Source organism: Lentibacillus jeotgali (genome assembly GCF_000224785.1).
Taxonomy (GTDB): Bacteria; Bacillota; Bacilli; order Bacillales; family Amphibacillaceae; genus Lentibacillus; species Lentibacillus jeotgali.
In genome coordinates this window covers 1-21,612 of record NZ_AGAV01000004.1, presented here as the reverse complement: position 1 = coordinate 21,612, position 21,612 = coordinate 1, and the positions used below count along the sequence as shown (strand labels likewise).

23 protein-coding genes and 1 pseudogene are annotated in these 21,612 nt (G+C 39.8%); all 24 read right to left on the bottom strand.

Features of this window, described 5'->3' with window-relative positions:
- Positions 1 to 286: pseudogene (locus tag ON01_RS02770) on the bottom strand (hypothetical protein); the annotation flags it as partial.
- Between the two features lie 185 nt (positions 287 to 471).
- A complete protein-coding gene (locus tag ON01_RS02765; protein ID WP_010529474.1) occupies positions 472 to 2,262 on the bottom strand; it encodes an LPD25 domain-containing protein in 1,791 nt (596 codons plus the stop codon).
- A gap of 61 nt (positions 2,263 to 2,323) precedes the next feature.
- Positions 2,324 to 2,743, bottom strand: coding sequence for a hypothetical protein (locus tag ON01_RS02760; RefSeq protein WP_010529473.1), 420 nt, complete (start codon positions 2,741 to 2,743; stop codon positions 2,324 to 2,326).
- A gap of 64 nt (positions 2,744 to 2,807) precedes the next feature.
- Positions 2,808 to 3,035, bottom strand: a complete 228-nt coding sequence (locus tag ON01_RS02755; protein WP_010529472.1) for a hypothetical protein — start codon at positions 3,033 to 3,035, stop codon at positions 2,808 to 2,810.
- A gap of 4 nt (positions 3,036 to 3,039) precedes the next feature.
- Positions 3,040 to 5,178 (bottom strand): type IA DNA topoisomerase, encoded by a 2,139-nt coding sequence (locus ON01_RS02750; RefSeq protein ID WP_010529471.1) that lies wholly within the window; start codon positions 5,176 to 5,178, stop codon positions 3,040 to 3,042.
- A complete protein-coding gene (locus ON01_RS02745; RefSeq protein WP_010529470.1) occupies positions 5,175 to 5,693 on the bottom strand; it encodes a restriction endonuclease in 519 nt (172 codons plus the stop codon). The genes ON01_RS02750 and ON01_RS02745 overlap by 4 nt, the downstream gene beginning before the upstream one ends.
- A 20-nt stretch (positions 5,694 to 5,713) precedes the next feature.
- The gene (mobP2, locus tag ON01_RS02740; RefSeq protein WP_010529469.1) at positions 5,714 to 6,958 is read right to left on the bottom strand and encodes a MobP2 family relaxase; all 1,245 of its coding nucleotides are present in this window, start codon (positions 6,956 to 6,958) and stop codon (positions 5,714 to 5,716) included.
- A gap of 3 nt (positions 6,959 to 6,961) precedes the next feature.
- The gene (locus ON01_RS02735) at positions 6,962 to 7,414 is read right to left on the bottom strand and encodes a hypothetical protein (RefSeq protein WP_010529468.1); all 453 of its coding nucleotides are present in this window, start codon (positions 7,412 to 7,414) and stop codon (positions 6,962 to 6,964) included.
- A gap of 1 nt (position 7,415) precedes the next feature.
- On the bottom strand, positions 7,416 to 7,748 hold the full coding sequence (locus ON01_RS02730; protein WP_010529467.1) for a hypothetical protein: 333 nt from the start codon (positions 7,746 to 7,748) through the stop codon (positions 7,416 to 7,418).
- Positions 7,749 to 8,010: 262 nt separating this feature from the next.
- Entirely contained in the window at positions 8,011 to 9,066 is a 1,056-nt protein-coding gene (locus tag ON01_RS02725; RefSeq protein ID WP_010529466.1) for a hypothetical protein, read from the bottom strand.
- A gap of 23 nt (positions 9,067 to 9,089) precedes the next feature.
- Positions 9,090 to 10,217: a M23 family metallopeptidase gene (locus ON01_RS02720; RefSeq protein ID WP_010529465.1), complete on the bottom strand. Its 1,128-nt coding sequence runs from the start codon at positions 10,215 to 10,217 to the stop codon at positions 9,090 to 9,092.
- Entirely contained in the window at positions 10,214 to 10,870 is a 657-nt protein-coding gene (locus ON01_RS02715) for a hypothetical protein (protein WP_010529464.1), read from the bottom strand. The genes ON01_RS02720 and ON01_RS02715 overlap by 4 nt, the downstream gene beginning before the upstream one ends.
- Positions 10,870 to 12,792 carry a VirB4 family type IV secretion system protein gene (locus ON01_RS02710; RefSeq protein ID WP_010529463.1) on the bottom strand — a complete coding sequence of 641 codons (1,923 nt, stop codon included), beginning with the start codon at positions 12,790 to 12,792 and terminating at the stop codon, positions 10,870 to 10,872. The genes ON01_RS02715 and ON01_RS02710 overlap by 1 nt, the downstream gene beginning before the upstream one ends.
- A gap of 14 nt (positions 12,793 to 12,806) precedes the next feature.
- Complete coding sequence (locus tag ON01_RS02705; RefSeq protein ID WP_010529462.1) at positions 12,807 to 13,442, bottom strand: hypothetical protein; 636 nt, start codon at positions 13,440 to 13,442, stop codon at positions 12,807 to 12,809.
- 28 nt (positions 13,443 to 13,470) lie between these two features.
- Complete coding sequence (locus ON01_RS02700; RefSeq protein WP_010529461.1) at positions 13,471 to 13,779, bottom strand: DUF5592 family protein; 309 nt, start codon at positions 13,777 to 13,779, stop codon at positions 13,471 to 13,473.
- Complete coding sequence (locus ON01_RS02695) at positions 13,751 to 15,661, bottom strand: pLS20_p028 family conjugation system transmembrane protein (protein WP_010529460.1); 1,911 nt, start codon at positions 15,659 to 15,661, stop codon at positions 13,751 to 13,753. The genes ON01_RS02700 and ON01_RS02695 overlap by 29 nt, the downstream gene beginning before the upstream one ends.
- Before the next feature lie 77 nt (positions 15,662 to 15,738).
- A complete protein-coding gene (locus ON01_RS02690) occupies positions 15,739 to 16,320 on the bottom strand; it encodes a hypothetical protein (protein WP_245544967.1) in 582 nt (193 codons plus the stop codon).
- A gap of 79 nt (positions 16,321 to 16,399) precedes the next feature.
- Positions 16,400 to 16,642, bottom strand: a complete 243-nt coding sequence (locus tag ON01_RS02685; protein WP_010529458.1) for a YdbC family protein — start codon at positions 16,640 to 16,642, stop codon at positions 16,400 to 16,402.
- A 22-nt stretch (positions 16,643 to 16,664) separates the two neighbouring features.
- A complete protein-coding gene (locus ON01_RS02680) occupies positions 16,665 to 18,947 on the bottom strand; it encodes a VirD4-like conjugal transfer protein, CD1115 family (RefSeq protein WP_010529457.1) in 2,283 nt (760 codons plus the stop codon).
- On the bottom strand, positions 18,931 to 19,971 hold the full coding sequence (locus ON01_RS02675) for a toprim domain-containing protein (RefSeq protein ID WP_010529456.1): 1,041 nt from the start codon (positions 19,969 to 19,971) through the stop codon (positions 18,931 to 18,933). The genes ON01_RS02680 and ON01_RS02675 overlap by 17 nt, the downstream gene beginning before the upstream one ends.
- Entirely contained in the window at positions 19,949 to 20,704 is a 756-nt protein-coding gene (locus tag ON01_RS02670; protein WP_010529455.1) for a hypothetical protein, read from the bottom strand. Before ON01_RS02670 ends, ON01_RS02675 begins: the two co-directional genes overlap by 23 nt.
- A 164-nt stretch (positions 20,705 to 20,868) precedes the next feature.
- The gene (locus ON01_RS02665) at positions 20,869 to 21,054 is read right to left on the bottom strand and encodes a hypothetical protein (RefSeq protein ID WP_010529454.1); all 186 of its coding nucleotides are present in this window, start codon (positions 21,052 to 21,054) and stop codon (positions 20,869 to 20,871) included.
- A gap of 14 nt (positions 21,055 to 21,068) precedes the next feature.
- Positions 21,069 to 21,302, bottom strand: coding sequence for a pilin (locus ON01_RS02660; RefSeq protein ID WP_010529453.1), 234 nt, complete (start codon positions 21,300 to 21,302; stop codon positions 21,069 to 21,071).
- A gap of 5 nt (positions 21,303 to 21,307) precedes the next feature.
- On the bottom strand, positions 21,308 to 21,612 hold a 305-nt coding region (locus ON01_RS02655), incomplete at its 5' end, for a hypothetical protein (protein WP_040912215.1).

The following is a 21,612-nucleotide window of genomic DNA, read 5'->3' as shown; positions in this document are numbered from 1 at the left end:
CTAAAATCTTGGGTCCATTATACATATCCCCCCCACTATTTAGAAAAAGTTCACGATTATCTGCCAATACAGGCACGCTTTCTCTCAAGTGTTTATCGATAGTCTCTTCATGTTCTTCAAAAACCAAACCAAACTTCTTAACATTTATTTCTTTCTTAATGTCACTAATGTAGTTTAACAATTCCCTAGATTTCTTATCATCAGCTTGGTTTTTAACAAAAGAAGTAACTTGATTTAGCTTTTCAAGTAATTCTTCTCTACTTTGTTTTGATAAATTAGTACTCATTCTTTTAAACACCGCTTCCTTATATTGCTAAAATAAAAAACCTCTTTATACAAACTAATTTTAACATATAACCTTGTTCTCGTATTTTTCTATTACTCCAAAGCACGATTTTCCTATATATTTTTTTGTTCGATCCTGATCTTTTTTCCTAATTTCCTAAGTTCGTCAGTTTTTGCAAAAATTACCTATATATCCATCTCTAGTGTCTGATTGTGTTCTTTTGTCTTCCCTTGTTTAGGATTCCATTCTTTCATTTCAAAAACATTTAATTCTTTATCCGTTAATCCTCTATCATAAGCAACAATTCCATGTTTTCCTTTGTCATCATCAAATTCAATAAACCCTTTCGGCTGACAACCTAAAGATACTGGCCGCTTACACATTTCATACCAGTACAAGCCATCATCATAATTATTTTCAACCTCCTTTGGTTGCTGTTGCATCTTCAGCTCCTCTAATTCCATTTTTTCATTTTCAATAAGTCGGTCGCTATTAGCATCATCTAATATTTTTTGCTGCTCTGATGTCATTTCACCCATTTTCCGAATGTGATGATATGGATGGACATATGCGCCATCACCAATATCCAATCTATCTGGCACACTCACAACACTTGGCATGTTTGAATGTTCATTCGCAGGCAGAACGACATGATATCGTGTTTTACGATAGCCTAATTCCTGCTGATACTTTTCCTCTAATCCTTTCATCTTTTCATTTCCCTCTGCAAAAGGGTACATCGTGTTATCCTTTAACTCAGGTGCTTCTGACCACTGAATCAACAACTGCGGTTCGTCTATTTCTTTATCGATAACAGCATATTTACTTGCAAATATTTCATTAAACTGTTTCTGATACGCCTCATCTCTCAAATTCTCAGATGCTTGTATTTTAATAAATGCATCATCATTTGTATTCTCTTTGGCAAATGACTTCATTTCCTGTAAAGATATTTCCTTTATATCAGTAACCTGATTCATACCGTACTCCAGTAACATCATATCCTTTTCTTGCTCTTGTGCTTTATCACGTTCTTTTACCAAATCAGGTTCTATTTCATCAATAAATTCAACAGCCGTTTGACGAACATCGTCCAAAAGTTTGGCTTTATCTTTCATCTCTTTATCCTGTGTCCAATTGGCCAAGTAACGAAGAGAATAATCGCTTGTATTAATATCAAAATAAGATGCTACCGCATAAGCCGTCATTTCTGCCTGGAATTCCTTTTCTTCTGCCGGCATGGCTTGATAATGTTCGTTTTTTGGGTTATGCAGCTTGGCATGAGACAATTCATGCAATAATGTTTTAACATTCTGCAACTCACCATTTCGGGGATTTAAACCAATATGGCCATTATTTTTGTCATGAACGCTATGATAAAAGGCTCCTTTTGCTGCACCCAATTCATCAAACGGCTCGCCAATCGTAACATTCAGCTTGTCGCCTATTCTATGCATACTCGCCAGCATCGTTTGATAATTGGCAACATCACCTTCCATCCATTTATTCGGAAGGATTTCTGGCAAATCACTTTCTTTGGCATTCGTCTGACTTATATCAAAGACATTACCAGTAGAAAAATACAGTCTGCTTTTACGTTGTTCCAGATCCCCTTTATCAATCTTTTCTTTCTCCTGTTCCGTAGCATATTTCATGTTCTTCCACTTACCTTCAGCAGTTTTAAACTTTGGTGCCGTTTTATTTGGTACTAATACCTTTAGTGCTTTTTCGCCTTTCTGAACTTGAAATCCTTTATCCTTCCAAAAATTATAGCTACCGACAGCCTGTGCACCTTCAAATTGACTGCGAATCAGCGCTGCATTCTTCGGTGAATAATGATAAAACTTCAACATGAACGCCATTAACTCATTCATTTGTTCCGGCGATTCAAAATAATAATCTATGGCCTCATTCATTTTCGTTGTCAGGTCCTTTACTTCTTCCTTCTTTTGTTCCAATGTTTTACGTTTAGCCATACGATATCACCCTCTATAAAAAATGGTTGTAAATAAAAGAGGACCTCCACGAAGGAAGCCCTCACATCTCCATATCAAATTGTTGTTGCTTCTCATTCGATCTCATCTGTTCTTTAGCCAATTCACCTTTCAGTTCATCTTCCAATATTTCAGTCGGATGAATTGAAAAATCTTTTTCAGATAATGCCATCTCAAAATGATCGTCATAATCAAAAAGAGCACTTTGTAACTGCTCATAGGCATCTAGTGTCAGGATGTCGTCCATTTGAAAAACATCTAATGCATCGTCCCAGTCATTGACCCCTGGGGATTCGTATTCAGCCGGATTAAATAAGCATACATACAAGTCATCCCTGTCATCCGGCTCTGGATTCCATATGCCTATCGTCATTTCTTTTTGTTTCTTTCCATCCTTCATGACTAATTCAGCAGGACAATTTGCTTCAAAGGATGAAACAATCTTATACGTGTTTTGCACCATCAATCACCTCCAAAATCATTAAAAAAGGACTTCCTGAATGGAAATCCTCTTGAAAAAGATCGCTTTATTTGGTTGGCTCGCCATCTAAGATGACGGAGTTTGTCTCCAAATCTAACGGAATCAAAGCATCCTCATCAGCCTTACAAATGGTTTGAATCGCATCCAGCGTTATAGGATCAATAACCATTTCGACTTCACCGTCTTTGACAATAAATACAACACTGGATTCTTTAATTTCTTTCACATAACCGATATCAACGGACTGATACTCACCATTTACATACAAATCCATACTATCACCCTTTCGGAAATTCAAATGTTATTTTCTGTTCTGTCGTATCGTAGCGCAAGTACGCATCAAATATTTTCCCTTTTTTACTCTTGAATCCTTTCACCAAATTGGTTTTGTTACCTGCCAGCAACTTTTTAATGTTGGTTTCACTGATTGCTTTCCCTAAGAATCGTTTAGGCAAAGTAAACGTGCAGCCATCTCGATAATGAGAACAGCCATAAAACTTTCCTTTGTCTTCAATTTTGCCTCCTTCTTTAACACACACCGGACATTTACCAACAATGTTCTGTTCTTTAGCTTCCTGAAATTGTGATTCAAGCGTCTTCATTTTCTCAGGCGCATCCTTCAAAAGCGATGCCAGCATCTGCTTTATCTTGGAAATAAAGTGTTCCTGTGAGCCTTCATTTTGCCCGATTTTGTATAGATACGTTTCCCATTTTGCGGTCATCTCAGGACTGGCTAAAACCGTTCCTTCAACAGCCCGACATAAAATTTGGCCTTTCCCCGTAACCGACACTTTATTCTTGTTTATCTCGATATATTGCTGCTTTTTCAATGTGTCAAGGATATTTGCTCTTGTGGCTTCAGTCCCAATGCCTTCATTTTCTTTCAATGTATGCTGCAATGCTTCATCATCAATTTGTTTGCCAGCTTGTTTCATGACATTAATTAACTGTCCTTGTGTATAGGCCTTTGGAGGTTTCGTTTTCCCTTCAGATATATCAATGACAACGTTACAAGATTCTCCTTCCTGCATTGACGGAAGCACGGTCTCTTCTTGCTCAGTTTCATTCTCTGGATCAGGTGCTTTTTCCGTAAATAGAGCTTTCCAACCTTTCTTCAACTCCACTTTGCCGGTTTTCTCAAAACACAAGTCGTTTACGTCAACCTCCACCTTTGTTTCTTCATATTCATAATCGCCAGCGAACATCGCAAGTGTCCTTGCCACAACTTCCTGATAAATGTTCCATTCTTTATCGGTCAGATCCTGCTTATTCGGTATCTGTTTTGTTGGAATAATGGCATAATGTTCCTGTACTTTGGGTCCATCCACATAACGCTTTCGTGCATCAGGATAGACAATATCCATGGTGACGTTTAAACAGGATTGATAGGTTGATAGATAACGTTTTAAGTAAGCAAACTCACTGTCCGTAATATAATGACTGTCCGTTCTTGGGTAAGATAATAATTTTTTCTCATATAGTGATTGGGCTGTTTTTAAGACATCGGACGGGCTGTACTTCCATTTTTTATTGGCTGTTGTTTGCAATGTTGATAATGAATGCAGCTTCGGCGCTATCTTTTTCTTCTGTTCTTTAGTGACCTGTTGTATGGTGCCTTGATTGTCTTCAGATGATAGACTGTGAGAACCCAAGATGTTCATAGCATCCTCTTTTGTTTGATAACGATCTTTCACTTTGGCATGAAACGAACCGTTCTTGACACTTACATTGCCAACCAATTCGAAAAAAGGTTTGGAAACAAAATTCTCGATTTCCTGCTGACGTTTATACAATAAATAAAGGGTGGCTGTTTGAACCCGGCCCACACTAAAGACGCCTTTCATGCCGTTCTGTTGCAGAAGCAATGTATATAAACGGGACGCATTCATGCCAACTAGCCAATCACTCAATTGTCGCGTTTGGGCTTCTTTATATAATGAAACATAATTGTTTCCATCCCTTAGCTGCTTAAATCCTTTCTGAATTTCATCGACTTCCAATGAGTTTATCCATAACCGTTTGGTGGGTTTATTGTCAGCCCCGGCCATTTTTATAATGCTTCTGGCGATGTTTTCTCCTTCACGATCGCAATCAGTTGCGACAATGATTTCATTTGTTTCCCTCAATAATTGCTTAACAACGTTAAACTGTTTCGTTTTATCCTTACTTATTTGAAACTGAAATGTTTCCGGAAAGATTGGTAAGTTGTTTAACTGCCACTGTTTCCACAAGTCGTTATAGAATTCCGGTGGAACTAGCTCCACCAAATGACCAACTCCCCACGTGATATATGTTCTTTCTTGAAAGAATCGATCATCGTTCACATCCATGTAGCCATCTTTTTGACAGACAAGTTGAAACGCTTCTGCATAGTGCTTAGCCTGACTCGGTTTCTCAGCTAATACCGTAACGGTCAACGTAATTCGCTCCTTTTCCGTGTGAATTGTTTTGGCTGCTTAGATGGATTAATTCTTACAATGAATTTTTCTAATTCATATCGGTTTAACAATTTTACACCGCATGCTTTGGCTAATGTTGTAGCCTGTTTCGTGAAAAAAGAATTCGTAATCACCCACGCTTCATCCGCCTTATAAAAAAACATGGCTGCCAATACTTCACGTACTGCATCCATGCTGACTTTATGTTTATAGCCATAGCGCTTGGCCTGAATCACAATTTTATTTTTGCCTTTAAGCACCACGTCTGCCCCATAGTCACCTGATTGTTGTGTCACAACCGGCCGATACCCTAATTCTTTAAACAATACTTGCAGGTACGCTTCAAATTGATAGCCTTTCATACGATCAATATCTCTTATCCCTGACTGTTTCATCAGGTTAAACCGTTTTTTCTTCTTAACGTATTTTATAATCATTGGAAAAACAAATAGAGCCATCACTATAATACTAAATAAGAAGTATACATTGTCCACTCACGCCACCACCTTTTTGTTTATTCATAACCGTCCATTAGTCGGTCAAATTCCTGCAGGTTCTGGTCTTTTTGATAGTCATGAAATGTTCTCCGCATGGCTTTACTTAACTTCATCATGGAAGCATTAAACGCATAAACAGTCTGGTTTGAATTAGTAAATGACTGCTGCTGATTGAAAGATGGCCATCGATTTAATCGTTTTGGCTGAAACGATAAATCGTTTTGCGCTTTCGCATAGTTACGCATCTCAGACAATACTGCATTCCCCATACGCTTCTTCAAATCATCCAGTTTTGTTTGTTTATACTGCTCATAGTCACTCCCTTCACCGTATATCTCTTTCATGACGTTCACTTCATCATCCAACTGTTGATGCAACTGTTCCATGTCATCACCATGAAATTGCTGCAAATAAATCGTTGTTATTTCATCTATATACGGCCTTGCATCATTAATCGATTGATAACCATATCGCCATTGTTTCTTATCCGATGGAAGGTGATTCATGGCTTCCTGAAATAATTCTTTTGTTTGGCGATAAGCAGACAAAGAAACACCATTTTCTTTTTTATGATGAACGGTACCACGGACAAGGGAATCAATTTTATTCCGTTCATGCGTTCTATCCAGTATCATGTTGGCCACTTTTGATTTCATTTTATCCAATGTCTTGGGTTTACGTTTGGCACGGTATTCTTCCCGCCATGTTTGACTTTCCTTATCGAAAACGTCCATTTTTTCTCGTGTTGGATAGGTTTCAGTTGATGCAATATGGACATGAATGTTGTCGGTATTATAGTGTAAAGACGCTGTCCATACAGCCGATTTTTCCATGCCTTCTGACTTCAACACAGTATTCATTGTTTCACGGACGACTTTCCGCATGTTGTCTTCATCGACAGAATGTGTTGTTGGATGATAAAAACCTTGTTTGGCCAGCCATTCATTATCAAAACTAATGACATCCTGCCACATAGGTGATTCATTTTGTTGTGCTTTTTGGAATTGTTGCTTCAATGTTTTTTTGTCATTCGGATTCAACTGATCACTATCTTTTGTGAATAGGTCACCTTGTTTTGCTTCATCATCCATGTAACCCATGAAGTCATGAAAGACAACAAAATCATCCGTTTCTTTGGAGGATTGGTTCACATGGATATGACGCTTGGCATCTTCACGATCGATATAATTGATATAATCGTTAAATGTATTGGACCCAGGTGTGACAAATTTGCTTCGTAACACAACCGCGGGACTACTCATGCATTATCCTCGCTTTCCTGTTGCTTTTGTTCCTTTTCGCTTTTCATAATCGAGTTTCTTCTGATGATGTTTATGAATACGTTTTTGAATTAAGTCTTCTGCTTGTTGCATCCCGTTCGTTTTGTATTTTTCGGTCGTAATCAAATCTTTGAATTCATTGATCAAGTAATAATGGTTCATAAACTCCAGAAGAATTTTTGTATCACGGTCAACCACATTGCCGGTGACTTGAATACGATGTAATTTGTCTTGCATGGTCGCCAACTTTTCATCCATTAAATCCGAAATCATGTCTTTAAACACAACATACTTTTCATCACGGTCTGCGTAATAGTGATCAATGGCTTCCGTAATCACATCTGCTTGTGACACATGTTTTTCAGCTGCAATGGTCTTTACCCTTTCGACAGTGTTCGGTGCCAGCCGGACATGTAAACGTTGTTTCGTTGCACGCAATTTAATTCATCTCCTTCATGTTTAGGTTGAACATGTTTTCCAAATAGTCATCTGTTTCTCCAGGGTCAATGTCCAATACAGTGGCTAACAACAAATACATTTTCATAGATTGTTGTTCTAATTGGTTTAGCCGATTGTACGTAATCTCTACTGCATCACCAACGCGACTTAATGTTGAATCCAATTCTTTTTCAGCGCGTTTAATGCCGTTAAACTGTGCTAAATCTTCAATGTGTCTTTTTAACAATTCATTCCGTGACACGTTTTGTTTTCGTGCTTCGTCATTTAAAACTTTGACAGCACCCGTATCTACATCCCGTACTTTAAGTTCCATCACTGCATCATTCCTTTCCGTTAATTGGCCTCATGTTCACACAACAATATGACGTAAATGCCTTCCTTCTCTGTCAACTTTCCTTCATTGCATGCAGCACCCCCATGAGAGCGCAAATAGTATTGAACAGGATAAGGGGAAAATGTCCCCACACAAGGTGGGGAACTAGGCAGAGCCTAGTTTTCCGGTGAGCCCATTTTTTTAAGCGAAGGCGTACACTTGGCACCCTTGCTGGCGTACATTTGGCGTACACTTTCATCATTTAATGACCATTCTTTTTCTTGGATTTTTCCTTATCATTGGAGGACTTGTTGGAGCTACTATTATTCTTATCTTGTTTGTTTTTGTTTGCATCTTGTTGATCATTTTTTACATTATCGCCATCCACTTTGTCATTTTCTTGTTGCTTATTGTCATCCCTACTTTGCGTCAAAGTATTCAGTTTTTCTTCACGATTTCGGTATTTATCCCGGAGTTCCTTTACTTTGTTTTTCAGTTTTTCGATTTCATTTTTAGTATCCTCGATGGCTTTATCCTTTTGTTCAATCTCCCGTTTACTGTTTGTTTGTTCTTCATTTGTTTCAAACGCCATGTCTTGTTTTAACGATTGTTTCTCTTCTTTAAGTGTCGTAATCAGATCTTCCTGAAATGGTATTTCCTCCTCAATAATAGTGGTAATTTCTTGTTTCGTACGTTCCATATCAGCTATAATATTTTCTTTCTTATATCCCTTATCAGTTTTCGTCACCAATGACTGATTGATATCAATTTTACGATAATCACCAACGATAATGACTTCTTCCGGCTCAGGTAAATCTGATTCTTTGATGTCTTGATCGGTCACCGTTGTTTCACCGCCCTTGTTTTCTAACTGTTTTTTGTACGCTTGTTTCAAGATGTTTTGATCACGATGTTCCGTCACGAATAGCCCGATAACTTGAAAGGATTCTGGGACATCTTCAATTTGAACAACCATGTTATTGTCTGATTGATACACCAACTCTGCATTGTATTTTTGACTCTCATTTTGTTCTTTCGCATAAAAAGAAAACGTCGGTTCGACTGCATCTGTTCCGGTATGGTTACGTTCCAAAGTCACTTCCATCAATTTGTTCTTGGGGTTATACTCCCAATCACGAAGCGTTAATGTCGTCTGACTAAGCCCACCAATTGATTCATTAAAAGACGTTTGGGCAATCACACTGTCGTCATACATCCATGTTTTAGACGTAAAAAAAACGCCAAACGCAAGGCCGGCGACAAGTAATAGACTGATATATAGTTTGTTTTCACGTCCGCGATTCAATTTATTTTTCAACTGGTCATCACGCCTTTCCTTGATTACTGTTCACCTGTTAAAAACGGTTTAACGTATGGCATCGGATCAACTTTTTCGCCATTTATAATCACTTCAAAATGTAAATGCGCACCGGTTGATGCACCTGTTGAACCAACTTTTCCAATGACATCGCCAGCTTCAACTTTGGTTCCCACTGGCTTTCCTCTTTCAATCATGTGCGCATATCTTGTTCGCAGACCGTCTTCATGTTTGATTTCCACATACCAGCCATACCCTGTTCCCATATTGCTGCTGCTTGATTGAAATGTCGTGCCATTTGCTTTACTGATAACAATTTCACCATCCGCAAATGCCGTGATTGGTGCTCCTCGAATACCACCCGATGCGACATCTATACCAGCATGAAATGACGAACAGCCACCACAACTCCGATTTCCGAATCCCGATGTAATGTTTTTGGTATGTGACGATATCCATGCTTTATCGCCAATCAGTTCCATATCCGGTTGGGCAGATGCTTCACAATTCATCGTTAAACCACCCAACTTTTGAGCAATCTCTTTCGTTGTCGGCACCCAATGTTCGTTTAGATTGTTTGGATCATTTTCAGCACCAACCGGCGCATAGACACTTCCTAATTGTTCAATAGTAACCATCCCATCCACTTTGATACGGTTATATAATGTTTGCGACATGGACTCTAATCCTTCCTTTAAGGTTGAAAAAAGAAATAGGCCACTTCCGTCAGGATTCATCAATCCGCCGGGGTTATTTTTTTGTTGAATGGCATTTGACTTCCCCCAGGCGGTTTCATGTAACGCAATGGAAGCAAACAAAACAGGATCAAGGCCTTTTTCTTCCGACAATTGAATAATGTCATCGCCATGCCCTTTTAGTGCGCCTGAACGCTTTTGATTTTGAAAAATGTCATCCCACTTTTTCTGATTGACTTCACCCGTTGCCGAACATACATAACCGGCAGATGGATTATTTTGATTGGATTGTTGTTCGTCAACGCTGCCACCTAACGCACCAATAATCGCAAACATAATGGTCATTAGGATTAAACCAATCAATATGGGAATAATGTTCGCCGCAGCAAGACCAATTATCCATCCAATCGCTTTTTTCTTACCAATGGCTTTTATGGCACCCCAAATATGTTTCATTTATCCTTCTTTCCTTCCATGCCTTCATCAGGCGTTACCATTTTGTTAACGAGCCATTTATCGTTTTGGTTCACAACGGTCAGATAAAAAAGTTGCGTTCGCTGATTGGCTACACGTTCATTTGATGTTACATGCCATGTGGCAAATGCCCCGAATACCATGTTGTTGGATTGTGATGCATTAGAAGCAAACAGTTCTATGGATTCAATACGCCGTTCAACATTTGCTTCCTTCACTGTTTGAATAGCTTGCTTGGTTTCCTCCAAAAATGAAGCTGTTACGACACCTTGCCATTTATCCCAGTCGGAGATTTGAGATAAATAAAGAGCAAGCCCTTGTTGAGCCTGCTCTTTTGCCTTGGTAACTGCTTGGTCACCAAAGTTATTTTGATATGTGGTTTCATGTTGATCTTCAGTCGTTTGCTGGGTGGCATTTTGTGTTTCATCTTCAGCACTTGAATCATGTTTAGGGCCTAACGCTTGATCGATTTTGTCTTCCTGAAGTGCTGGTGGTTGCTGCCGTGATTCATCGAATAAATCTTCCGGATTTTGTTGCTCTTGTTCATCGGCTGTCCATTGCCAGACATACATTACGATGATTAACAAAGCGACAATGATGAGAAATGTAAACTTGTAAAGAACCCGTTTTTCCATTACAAGCCCCCCTCAAACAAATGCAATTCTTCATCCGATGCTTCAATGGAGAGCATCAAATTGCCAACACCACTGATACTTAATAAACATTCCCCTTGTTGTAATTGCGGCACATGTTCCAATTCACTGTCTGTCAGTTGTCCTTCAAAAACGGTCCGTAAAGTGTCCAATGAATTGGAATCCTGCTGCATAACAAATTTATATTGGGTCAGTTCAAATAATGTCCGTATTTTAGTAACCGTATCTGTATCAGAATGATCCGGCACAAAATCACGGATGGATTGACTGGCCAGAATGAGTCCACCGAAATACTTCCGTGCTTCACGTGCAAAATCCGTTAAAAACTTAACCGCCAGCATATTTTCCGAATTGACCAGTCGATGCGCTTCATCAATCATGACGAGAAACCGTGTCGCTTCATCAATATCAAATGATTCATCGTCATACATTTTCTGTTTTTGCGACGATCCAACCTGTATTAAGTTATCCCAAATTAAGTTCAATGCGTTAAACATCTGAGCATTAAACACACTTTTTTCAAGTCCTGTTAAATTACGGATCGAAAAGAAAATCACTTGTTCATTTGTAATATCAGGAATCGTTGTATGGCCATTAAATAAATAAGAAAAACTATTCACCAGATTATCAATGACCAATTCAATTTTTTCGAGTCGCTTAATCCTTGTGGATGATAGTTCTGAACGAATGATGCGTTTCTCAGTATTGTCATAGAGTTGCTCGCGGATAAAGATTAAAAAGTCACTAAATATGGGATATGCCTCATTAGCCAGTGACGTAATACCTGTCGTATGAATTTTATCCGTAAAACCAAGTGAATCATAAAACAGCCGCAGCACCTTTTTGAATTCTTCAATTTCCTCAGAGGAAGGGTTACCAGCCAGAAACATATAAAAGGTTGCCACCTTGGATATGTGCTGCATAAAACTGATTTCCTCATTCTTTTCCGGATTGCTATTATCTTCTGTTCGAAAGATTTGCAGTGGATTGATGACGCCATCGCTGCCGTCAAGACTAATGGTGTGTCCATTCACTGACTTAACGAGTGTCTTAAATTCACCCGTTACATCAAAACCTCGAATAAAATTGCCACGTGCTTCATTGTCCATCAATAATTTTTTAAGTGTCGTTGACTTACCGGCGCCCATTTTTCCGACAACTACTGCATTAAAAAAGCGTCTCATTTTATCCTTATGAAAGAGATCAAACAGTACATTGCCCCCGGTAAACGATGTCCCTAGGTAACTTCCGGTTCGATCATTTAATTCCGAGAAATGATAAGGCAAGCCTGATGCGAGTGTCACGGCTGGCATTCCTTTTCCTTCCCGTTTGTTTGGAAAAGCCAGTTGTTGTTCGTAAGGAAGAAATAAAGACTGCCATTCCCAATAAGTTTCATTCAAAAAGATTTGGCCTTTAAACCCGAATGACTGTAATTTGGACATGGTCCGTTCCACTTTCTTATCCAGTTCCCAAATGGTGGGTGACGCCACAAATAAACGAATATGAAGTAACTTAATGACCTCCCCCATTTCACTTATTTGCCTGTATAAGTCTTCCATCTCCTGATAACCGCGTTGCGCATCCATACGCTCAGATTCATGTTTGGAGCTTCTGAACCGAACATCTTGTTCCACCATGCTTTTATTAATTGCGCTCACCGTCTCATCCTGATTCATTGTTGCGACATCTGTTACGACGGTCACATCATACATGGCCATAATTTTATCAAGCCACAATACATCAACACTAGATGGATATTCAAAAACATGAATGCACGCTTCATAGCCATCCCCTTTTTTAATGTACTTGTCTTTAAAACGAATGCCGCCTTGTGGTTGTATCGTCGTTAAAAAATCCTTATCCAGTTGAGGTGGTTTCGGTTTGCTTGATTGTTTCATCTGCATGGTATCCATCCTTCCTATAATTTCGTATTTTGATTGTTTAATAGAAACAGAATCTGTTCCTTTTTGGTTTGTGGTAGTTCTGTCAATGGGAAAGCCTGCTGCATCCCTTGCATGGCATCATTTTTTCGGTCAGTCAGTTCCTGCTTGTCATCGGCATATACAAAAATAAAGAACTCACGGTTTGAACGTTCACGTTCCAAAAAGTCAAACTCAACTAATTTTTGATCGATATATTCCAATCGAATAGGACTAGTCGTGTTTTTACGCTTTTTCAGCCAATAAGTACGTTGGGCTTCGGTATTCGCTGGAAAGTTTAAAATGATCTCTTTATATGACCTGAAATAACTCCGTAAAAACCGGGTTCGGTTCATCAATAAAACATTCAAATCAGCATCGTTCAAGGCGTGAATGTTTTTCGTTTGAATCTGAAGAATATCCATCACACCATCCTTCAACAAAATATAATCATCGTGTATTTGAAGAAACGGCAGTATTTCCGGTGTTTGTCGTAACATTTTCTCTTTCTTAATGCTTGAAGATTTGTCACGCTGTTTCGTTTGAAAAACGCTCTTAATTTTAGCTGCCCATGACTTGCGTTTCGTCTGTTTATTATTAGATTCACCGTAAGTCACCTTGTCTTCTTGGTTCATGTTGACTGTTGACCTCCTTCCGTTAGCGTTACCCGCGCAATTGACGATTTTCCTGCTTGTGTTTATCCATCGCATGGTAAACAGCCTTTTTATGGCGAAAAAATAGAATGAGTGATTCATAATGTCTTTTTTTCGGATTGTGGCCGGATGGCATGAATAGATAAATCATGAAGCCAATCACTGCCACAAAATACGGAATCATAAAAACACTATGAACCAAATCCCGCAAGATCGTTAAAACTAAAAGAGAGCTAATCAATAGAATGACTAGCTCCCGCATTTCCAATCCAAAAATTTTTGGTTTTGCCTTAATCTCTTTTGGAATCTCGTATGTCATGGTCTCTCAGCCCCTTTTGCATGTCTTTTGGCTTTTGCACATCTTTTTTATTGATACTTCCACGAACATGATTCATTTTCTGTCCTGCATCGTAACCGGTGTTATGTGCCCGTGTCAGGAAATGACTGGCTCGCTGCACCGTACGATTTCCGCCAAATAAGGTATGCTTTGGTTTTGGATGGATATGGCCATCTGAAGCTCCAGCACTTGGTTGATTCGTCATCTTCGGCGATGTTGGGATATGAACATGGCCAGATGGTTCTGGCGACTGTCCACCATGAATAGATGATGGTGTGACACCACCAGAATGATCGGGATTAACGCTGGCCGATTGACCTTGCCTTTGCATCGAATTGACAGATGAAGGTCGAGCTTCCTGAGTCGGTTGTCCTTTCCCAACAGTACTTCCCCCGTTGTTTTCATAACGCGAAGCATCTCCGTTCATCATGTTTGTTGAGAATTGGCCTTCTTGACGTGGTGATTCAGCATGTCGATGGGAAGGCATTGGTTTTACATGGCTGTTATTTTTCAATGCTCTTGTCATGCCAGTACCACCAGCAACTGCACCACCGCCAATCTTGCCACCTGCTTTAAGGGTTTTACCGCCTGCTTCGGCTGCCATTTTGCCACCTGCGCCAACCATACGACTAGCAGCATAACCGCCCATCATGGCCTGCCAGCCAGAACGCAGTCCGGCATCAATACCCAACAACCGTTGCACAATGTCAGGCGCATCAATTAACGCCCAGGCACCAGCAATCAGCAGTAAGATGGTACCAATAATACCGATGTGTTGTTCCATGTCGTTCGCCCATTGCGCATAAATGATGAACATCCGTAATAGCACCATCATCACAAAAATGACAGCAAATGTACTGGCGATTTCAACGAGTACTTTTTTCAAGCGTTGACCGCCCGTTAAGTCCGTTGCTGCTGTGAACATGGCAAATAATTGATGGAACGCCAAATCAAACATCGCACGCCCTATTTTGATGGTTGTAATCACTAATGCAAAAGCCGTGACGGCCAACGTGGCTATTGCAATACCCCAGTTGACATGATACCTGTAGTAGCTTTGTTGACCCAGATTGGTAGCTGGTACTGTGTTTGAGTTAAGTTTCACGACTTTTGTTCCGCCATCCCCAGTTGAGATGAGGCGACGTTTTAAAAAATTCTTTTGTTTTTCTGACAAATTTTCCACCCATGGTTCGGTTGTCCAACTAAACCAACCATCATCCTCAAACACATCGAGTTTTTCATTCACTTCGATTGAAGAGGGATTTTCCAATTGATTTCCGAATGTATAATCCGTTGTCCCGATGTCTTTATTTTGAGGATCTGGTGGATGCGGAAGCAAATTTTCATTGCCAGTTACGGTCTCTTCATTATCCCCACTTGCATAATTAAAACCACTGTCAACGTAATACATCACATCCGCAACGTTCCTTTTAAGGACGTTATCGGATAGTGTTCCGGGTTCATCTAATGCTGTTATGCCTTCGTTCAACAAATCATCCATCATACTCATGAGATTCGGCAGAATAACGATGACACTTACAGCGATCAAAACATTCATCAGCACGTCATTTCGCTTTTCAATTTTATTCAGCATAAACTGAAAACCTACAACGACAAGCGTTACCACAAACATGCCAAACACATAGGGCTGAATTGTTTCGACAAAGCGATTCATGGCCGGATTATCATACACACCGCCAAGTGTGACAACATCAATTGCCACACCTTCGATCCAATTGTTAATCCAAACGAACGCTTGAATAATCCCCCACCCAATGTTACGGATGAGGTCATCATAGAGCCATCCACTACTTAGATCTAAAATGGCGGCTAAATCCTCATAAAGCTTTTTCAATTCATCCATGAAAACACTACCCTCCTCTTCTTTGACATAAAAAAAGAACCTACCTTAAATGCAGGTAAGTTCCTTCTTATGGTTAATTAATACGTTAAATCTATTTCTTGTTCATTGATATAATCAATGTTCTTCTGCACTTCCTTTTTCACATCGTTGAATTTATTATCCAAAAATGTATTATCAGCCGAATTCACTTCTTCGATTAGCATATCTAAAGACCATGCCTCTCCCCAATACTCATAAGCCGAGTCAACCTTATTATGATGAACAACAGCTATTCCGCCGTCAACAAAAGGATTGTGATAAGAACCTGAATGCGATTCATATTCTTCACTTAACGTGTCGATCTTTTCCTGATTTTCATCATCGAGGGCGTTGATATTGATATGATATGCTGTCATATCCTTATTTTTCAAGGCTTTATCATAGGCTTCAAGCAATTTAGTGTTTTTCACATATTCTTGTTTCGCATCATAAATCAACACATAAAACGCTTCGTTATTATCCTTTTTCGCTATCACATCATCTAACGTCGTTCCATTTAATCCAGTTTTCGGTGTTTCACTCGTTTTATCGTTATTATCTTCTGCAGCACTATCGGTTCCACCACAGGCACTTAAAATAACGGCGATTAATACCAAGGTCAATAACGTTCGTTTCCGCATAAAGTTACCATCATCTCCCATACAACCTTTTGACACCAGTATAACAGGCCTTTTTGGCACTTGAAATGATTAACTTGTCCTATTCAATGTACGGTATTTTTGTATCGAGTATCACTTTTAACTTACTTAGCTCATCGTCTGTAAACGTAAAACCTTTGCCCAGCCTCGTTTTATCCGGATTCCACCACCTCACATCATATTTCGGTTCATCACCATTCCAGCTAATGATGTTAAGTTCTTTTGTCCAGCCTGCCTGACTTTCATGCAATACGGCAATTTCTTCGATTACATCCCAATCCACACGATATTTTGTTTCTTTCACGCTTGTTCACGCCCCTTCCTCATTAAGATAGTGCCTGTTCCCGTAATTTTTCAGCTTCTTGATCGCCATTGGACTGTTCATCTGATGGTTGTTGTTCGGCTGCCTCATAAGCCTTCTCATTTTGGTGAACCTGCGCTTCAATTCGCTTCGTTGCTTTATCCTGCCACGTTTGCATCACATCAGCCGGTAGATAATTCTGTAATGTCGCCAATATTTTTAAGTGTGTGCGTGAAAAATGAGGATGATGGACAATGAAACTCATATAATGGAGAAATGACCAGTGACCCACTTCTTGAAGCAATGCTTTGGTTCTTACTTCATCTAGTTCACCCTGACTTTGTTCAATTTGTAAGATATGCCGTTTAAATCGCTCAAATTCCTTATTTGTCAGTACATCAGCCATTCGCAAAAACAAATCGTCTTTTGACTTGGCCGAGTAAACCATACTGTTTAAATCCATATCATGATACGTTTCGGACATAATTGGGAGCATCATGACGGAATGGTCCGTATCAAAATCATCGGCCAAATATTGATAACGGAATTTATGACTGGTTTTGTCCTGGTTAAAGATCGGTTTTGGCTCAATTTTTCTTCGGTCCTTATCCTGCCGTTTATTCACGCGTATCAATACCGACTGGCCTTCTTTTAATCGCATCAATTCATCAGACGTTAAAAGCGAGCGTTCTTTTGTCGATTCACTGTGCGACTTATCGAATGAATGATAATCACCACTGCGGCTAACATCGGTAATCGTTTTCGCGCCAAGCATGCTCGAATAATGTTCAGCCGTACTCTTATCTTCGGTGAGGATATAGATTTGATTGGAACAGTTACCAATAATCGTATCCGATTCTTCACCATAAGCCGATTTCACTTGCGAATAGGCTTGGACGATTAAGTGATACCTAAAGCCGCGTCCGGCACCGACTGTTACCATACTGGCCATGCCATCGATGGCCGGCATATTCCCAAACTCATCCAAAATGAATTGCACATGCCGTTTCATTTTGCCATTCTTGCTTTTAGTTGCTTTTTCCGAATTGACACGGTACAACTGACTAACAAATATACTGGCCAATACATCGTTTGACTTGTCTGAATCAGGTGTCGCTAAAAAGACAGCTACTGGTCTATCACCAAACCCGATTTCGGTTAAATCCAAACTGTTATGCCCGGTCACTTTAGCGTTCGGTTCAAGCGTAAAGATTTGCAGTTTATCCATCGCAACACTGAAGATACTGCCCCGTGTATTGCCGGTTGAAAAATTACTTGTGGCATACATTAATCGTGCCGGATTATTCTCATCCCGTGCCTGGAAGAATTCATCCAATGCATTATTCCCTTCTTCATCCGTTTCACTTCCCTTACTGGAAAGGAAATTAGCAACAGAGTACATGGTCACCCGTTCTTCTTTACCGATTTTCACCATATCCTCCGTTAAAGCTAAAATAATGGCCGTGACAAGTGACTTCGCACTGTTTGACCAAAACGGGTCTTTGGCATTTGGATTATGATACAAGCTGAATGCCACACTATTGGCATATTTTTGCGCGTCACTTACCCTGCCCTGTTTCCATGAATCAATGACTAACTGTAAAGGATTGAATCCCATACTCATGGCATGCTCGATCAAATTAAACACATAGACAGCATAACCACGTTCTTTCAGCGTCTCATAGGATGCACCAGCCAGTTCCCCTTTCGGATCGTTAATCACCATGGAGGGTTTCTCACTAGCCCTGCTTTGAACATCAATCATCGGAACCACAAATGTCTCACCTTTACCGGAACGCGTAATCCCAATGACCATCGTGTGCACAGGGGCATCATCCAGCAGAAGCCGGTATGGTTTACCTGTTTCCTGCAATCCGCCAACAATTGTGCCACCTTTGCCGTCGTATTCTGTTTTGGACGCCGGTATAATCTGATACTGTTTCTTCATGTTCTTCACGGATTCAAATTCGTTCGTACCATGTTGCCCACGGTTAATGGTTTGATAATTCATTTTGATGTTATACAAGAGTTTTAGAAGACTGATCCCGGTGAGGATATAAAAGCCTATATAAAACTCAAGCCATTCTTTCTGAAAGATGAACACGTACTTCCAATCAACTGAGAATGTGTTCAAGTTGACTTGTTCCGGATTGTTGGCAAATCCTTCAACCAAATGCAGCACTTGCTGTAAAAAGTGTAATAGAAAGTTTGCCAGAAAGAAGCCCAATATGACGATAAGCAGTATAGAAGGCACTATAAACTGCCAGTTACTTAAGCGCTCGGTCAATGGCTTATGGTTCGTGTTCAACGGCCATCCCCCTTTCATGTTGCTTCGTACGTGTTGCCATCTGTTCATACGCTTTAGTAAATGCTTTGCGGTTTTGCTGCAAGTTTTCGTTCGCATCTTTTGTTCCGGAAGTGTACTCAAAAACTGTCCAATTTTTGCCTATATTGTCCTCTTCAATAGTGTTCACGATATCCCTTGTTGCCTTCCAGCCCGCCTTATCATCATCCATGGCGAATAAAAGCTGTTTGTCGGCAAACTGTTCTCTGTGTTCTGTCATATAATCTTTGATCTGTCTTGTTTTGGTTGCGCCTGTCAGAGCAATAATGCCAACATTTTCATCTACTTCACGAAAAGACAAAGCATCCAAAATGGACTCGCTGACCACCACATTCTCGGTATCCGGCGGAATGTCCATAAAAAAATCCCTCGTTTCTTTGGAGGGATTAAAAATAAGCTGTATTTCCTTGGGATCAAGGTTTTCATCTATACTGGAACGGAGTAAAACCCTATCCAACGTATTGTCTTCGCCGTACAATGGAAAAATCAAGTTTCGTTTGCACATCCAACTGTTATTGGAATAATCTTTGTTCAATAATGGTTCAGCTTTTCGAAAAACATGCTGCACGATAGCTTCATGTTGTAAGTCAGCTACAAAACCACGTGTTGTCTGTTTTGACAGGCCTCGGTAACCATTATCTAACATCTCATTTTTAAAATAATTTTTCGCATATGAGAATACGCGGTGTGACCAGTCCAAGGCCTGCCGTTGTTCTGTCGTCAGATTGGGGTGCTGTTTTTCGATCTTTTGTTCATAAGTTGACATGTCTCCTTTCTCATGAAATTCAAGCATCATCCGTGAGCCACAGTGATTTTCCCGATTACATTGGATGAACCGCGTATTATTTTTATACATAAAGGCTTCATGCTGGTTACATTCCGGGCAGTTGCAGATAAAATAACGCCCTTTATCCTCGGCATTCAAATCACTCAAAGCGTCTTCGATATTTTGAAAAACAAGTTTCTTATAAGGATTCAGCTTGCTCATGTGCTTCACCCACTTTAGCAGCTAGTTTAGCGTCAAACCGTTTTAATACTGGGGCAAGAACTTGTTCTTGAATAGCTTGCTCTGATTTCAGGACTGTTCCTTTAGCTAATAAGTCATCGAAAGTTTTGTGAAATGCATGCATTAATTCATTATGAAGATGATAGGCTGTTCTAAATCCGTATTGTTGAATAAATGACTCGCCAAATAACGTTAGTTCGAGATGCTGATAGCCTTCATGTTTGAACACCAGTACGTTAATCCTCTGTTTTGGGAGCGATTGATAATTCGTAACGACATGCGTGACAAATAGCCTGAACGATTTTTCATCCCTCATGTAGCGTTGAATCGCGTCATACTTGGATAATTTACGTTTGCATTGATGTTCTTCCATTTCAGGATTTGAAAATGGCTTATGACTGCTCAATGTTCGATCGCTGGTCTGCTTGTCTGATTGATATGGGTGTTTCTCAAAGGGATTCGCACCCCCTTCTATCACCCAATTTATATGCGCGTGGTAGGTGTTTCGTATCGCTGACAGGACATCTTCCATTTCCGCATAAATGCTCGTTTCAATATAGGATGAAATTTCATCATAGATTTGTCTTAATTGTTGATCCGTCATATCAAGTCTATCACCAAAGATGGTATGAAATCGTTTTTTGAAGGCCTCGAACGACTTATCCGCCGACTTAAAATCTTTGCTATTGGAAAGTACTTTATCTTTAATCTTCATTTATGTCACCTCCAATAAAAGGACTTCCAGAACAGAAGCCCTACGTGTCCACCTCTTGTTTTGTTTCTTCCAAATTTTCATCTCCTTAGGATATCAAAATCTTGTAACCGGCCTCGTCATCTTCCCAATAAAAAAAGCTTCCATGCGTTGGAAAGCTCGTTTAATTAATGGTTTAACTGTATGAAGTTTTGGATGGTGACAGAGTCGCTCAGGTTAAATTCATCACTGATTGCCTTTTCAACACCTCGAATATCATCTATCGATTGAATCGGTTCCTCTAATGTTAAATCAACATTGCCACCGCCATCTTCATAAAGATAGCTTATAAAATATTTGTATTCAGCACTCACAACGCTTCACCTCCTTAAAATCCAACAACACGACCACCCAGCCAAGAAACAAGCCTGGCAGCCAAATAAACAATACCAAAGCCGATTGCAACATTTACCATCCACCCCGTATACATTTCCTTTTTCTGTGGATCTTTGGCAAACGTCCACAATAATCCAATGACAACCAACACCAGTCCGGCTAAGACTGGTGCAATTGGCTTAATCCCATCTGTGATATTTTGTATGGTTTGAATAGCATCTTGCATGTATCTCACTCTCCTTTCTTCGCAACATTCGTGATCTGTTTCTGGTTCGATACATTAAAATTCAAGATGATGTCTTGATGTCGTTCATGCAGCCACTCATAATATGAAGATCCGTCAGCTTCGATAATACCTTTTGCCAGTGTTTCAAATTCCTTGAACCCTTCAGGTTTGACAGGTCTGCGTCTTCTTTTTGATGATGATGCTTTCCTTGATGATTCAGCAGAATCCTTAATGGCTGCCTTCTCCTCCTGCTTAACGTCTTTGTCCTGAATCTTATCAATTGCTTTTCCAAATTCATTATTGGACAAGA